Source organism: Snodgrassella sp. W8158, from assembly GCF_016100435.1.
Taxonomy (GTDB): domain Bacteria; phylum Pseudomonadota; class Gammaproteobacteria; order Burkholderiales; family Neisseriaceae; genus Snodgrassella; species Snodgrassella alvi.
Genome location: NZ_JACFSM010000008.1, coordinates 58,190 through 60,941, shown reverse-complemented (window position 1 = coordinate 60,941; position 2,752 = coordinate 58,190). Strand labels below are relative to the sequence as shown.

The window sequence follows — 2,752 nt, the reverse complement described above, 5'->3', positions numbered from 1 at the left end:
TTAGTAGCGAAGCTAACGCGTGAAATTGTCCGCCTGGGGAGTACGGTCGCAAGATTAAAACTCAAAGGAATTGACGGGGACCCGCACAAGCGGTGGATGATGTGGATTAATTCGATGCAACGCGAAGAACCTTACCTGGTCTTGACATGTACGGAATCTCTTAGAGATAGGAGAGTGCCTTCGGGAACCGTAACACAGGTGCTGCATGGCTGTCGTCAGCTCGTGTCGTGAGATGTTGGGTTAAGTCCCGCAACGAGCGCAACCCTTGTCATTAGTTGCCATCATTAAGTTGGGCACTCTAATGAGACTGCCGGTGACAAACCGGAGGAAGGTGGGGATGACGTCAAGTCCTCATGGCCCTTATGACCAGGGCTTCACACGTCATACAATGGTCGGTACAGAGGGTAGCGAAGCCGCGAGGTGAAGCCAATCTCAGAAAGCCGATCGTAGTCCGGATTGCACTCTGCAACTCGAGTGCATGAAGTCGGAATCGCTAGTAATCGCAGGTCAGCATACTGCGGTGAATACGTTCCCGGGTCTTGTACACACCGCCCGTCACACCATGGGAGTGGGGGATACCAGAATTGGGTAGACTAACCGTAAGGAGGTCGCTTAACACGGTATGCTTCATGACTGGGGTGAAGTCGTAACAAGGTAGCCGTAGGGGAACCTGCGGCTGGATCACCTCCTTTCTAGAGAAAAGAAGGGGCTGAATGGCATTCACACTTATCGGTAAACTGAAAAGATGCGAGAAGAGACTGAATAAACTGGGTTTGTAGCTCAGCTGGTTAGAGCACACGCTTGATAAGCGTGGGGTCGGAGGTTCAAGTCCTCCCAGACCCACCACTTATTTAAGGACAGAGGGGGCATAGCTCAGTTGGTAGAGCACCTGCTTTGCAAGCAGGGGGTCATCGGTTCGATCCCGTTTGCCTCCACCACCACTCTGAGGAGAAGGGGTTCAGTAAAATACTTTGGAAATTAAAGGCAGTTTACAGAGCTGATTTTAATTTGCGAAGTAACGCATCGATCTTTAACAAATTGGAAAGCCGAAATCAACAAACAAAGATTGGAGCATAGAACTGATTCTGGAGACAGAGGAAGAGAAGTGCTGCAAGAATTGGGTGATGATTGTATCGCTGAACAACGAGCACAAAAGGCGTTGTTCAGACAACCAAAGCAGTAAGCTTTATGAGAGTAAAGGCCTTAAGTCAGAGATACTAGTCAACGGTAGGCTGACGAAGTCAAGAGGTTCTTGAAATGATAGAGTCAAGTGAATAAGTGCATCAGGTGGATGCCTTGGCGATGATAGGCGAAGAAGGACGTGTAAGCCTGCGAAAAGCGTGGGGGAGCTGGCAATAGAGCTGAGATCCCGCGATATCCGAATGGGGAAACCCACCATGTATAAGCATGGTATCCTGTACTGAATACATAGGTACAGAGAAGCGAACCTGGAGAACTGAACCATCTAAGTACCCAGAGGAAAAGAAATCAACCGAGATTGCGCAAGTAGTGGCGAGCGAACGCGCAGGAGCCAGTATATGATAGTCACTGAGATAGAAGAACAAGCTGGGAAGCTTGGCCGTAGAGGGTGATAGCCCCGTATTCGAAATTTCAGAGGCGGTACTAAGTATACGAAAAGTAGGGCGGGACACGAGAAATCCTGTCTGAAGATGGGGGGACCATCCTCCAAGGCTAAATACTCATCATCGACCGATAGTGAACCAGTACCGTGAGGGAAAGGCGAAAAGAACCCCGGGAGGGGAGTGAAATAGAACCTGAAACCTGATGCATACAAACAGTGGGAGCGGAGAAATCCGTGACTGCGTACCTTTTGTATAATGGGTCAACGACTTACATTCAGTAGCGAGCTTAACCGATTAGGGGAGGCGTAGGGAAACCGAGTCTTAATAGGGCGTTGAGTTGCTGGGTGTAGACCCGAAACCGAGTGATCTATCCATGGCCAGGTTGAAGGTGCCGTAACAGGTACTGGAGGACCGAACCCACGCATGTTGCAAAATGCGGGGATGAGCTGTGGATAGGGGTGAAAGGCTAAACAAACTCGGAGATAGCTGGTTCTCCCCGAAAACTATTTAGGTAGTGCCTCGAGCAAGACACTGATGGGGGTAAAGCACTGTTATGGCTAGGGGGTCATTGCGACTTACCAACCCATGGCAAACTAAGAATACCATCAAGTGGTTCCTCGGGAGACAGACATCGGGTGCTAACGTCCGGTGTCAAGAGGGAAACAACCCAGACCGCCAGCTAAGGTCCCAAATGACAGATTAAGTGGTAAACGAAGTGGGAAGGCCCAGACAGCCAGGATGTTGGCTTAGAAGCAGCCATCATTTAAAGAAAGCGTAATAGCTCACTGGTCGAGTCGTCCTGCGCGGAAGATGTAACGGGGCTCAAATCTGTAACCGAAGCTGCGGATGTCAGTTAACTGGCATGGTAGGGGAGCGTTCTGTAGGCCGAAGAAGGTGTGTTGAGAAGCATGCTGGAGGTATCAGAAGTGCGAATGTTGACATGAGTAGCGATAAACAGGGTGAAAAGCCCTGTCGCCGAAAACCCAAGGTTTCCTACGCAACGTTCATCGGCGTAGGGTGAGTCGGCCCCTAAGGCAAGGCAGAGATGCGTAGTCGATGGGAAACAGGTTAATATTCCTGTACTTGATTCAAATGCGATGTGGGGACGGAGAAGGTTAGGTCATCGATCTGTTGGAATAGATCGTTTAAGCCGGTAGGTGGAGCACTTA

The 2,752-nt window shown here is 50.0% G+C and carries 2 tRNA genes and 2 rRNA genes (1 of these 4 only partly in view); all 4 read left to right on the top strand.

The window, feature by feature from the left end:
• Window positions 1-692 (top strand): 16S ribosomal RNA (locus tag H3V11_RS11165); the annotation flags it as partial.
• 77 nt (window positions 693-769) lie between these two features.
• Window positions 770-846 (top strand) — tRNA-Ile (locus tag H3V11_RS11160).
• Window positions 847-862: 16 nt separating this feature from the next.
• Window positions 863-938, top strand: a tRNA-Ala gene (locus tag H3V11_RS11155).
• Window positions 939-1,264: 326 nt separating this feature from the next.
• Window positions 1,265-2,752: ribosomal RNA gene (locus H3V11_RS11150) — 23S ribosomal RNA — on the top strand (it continues 1,587 nt past the right edge of the window).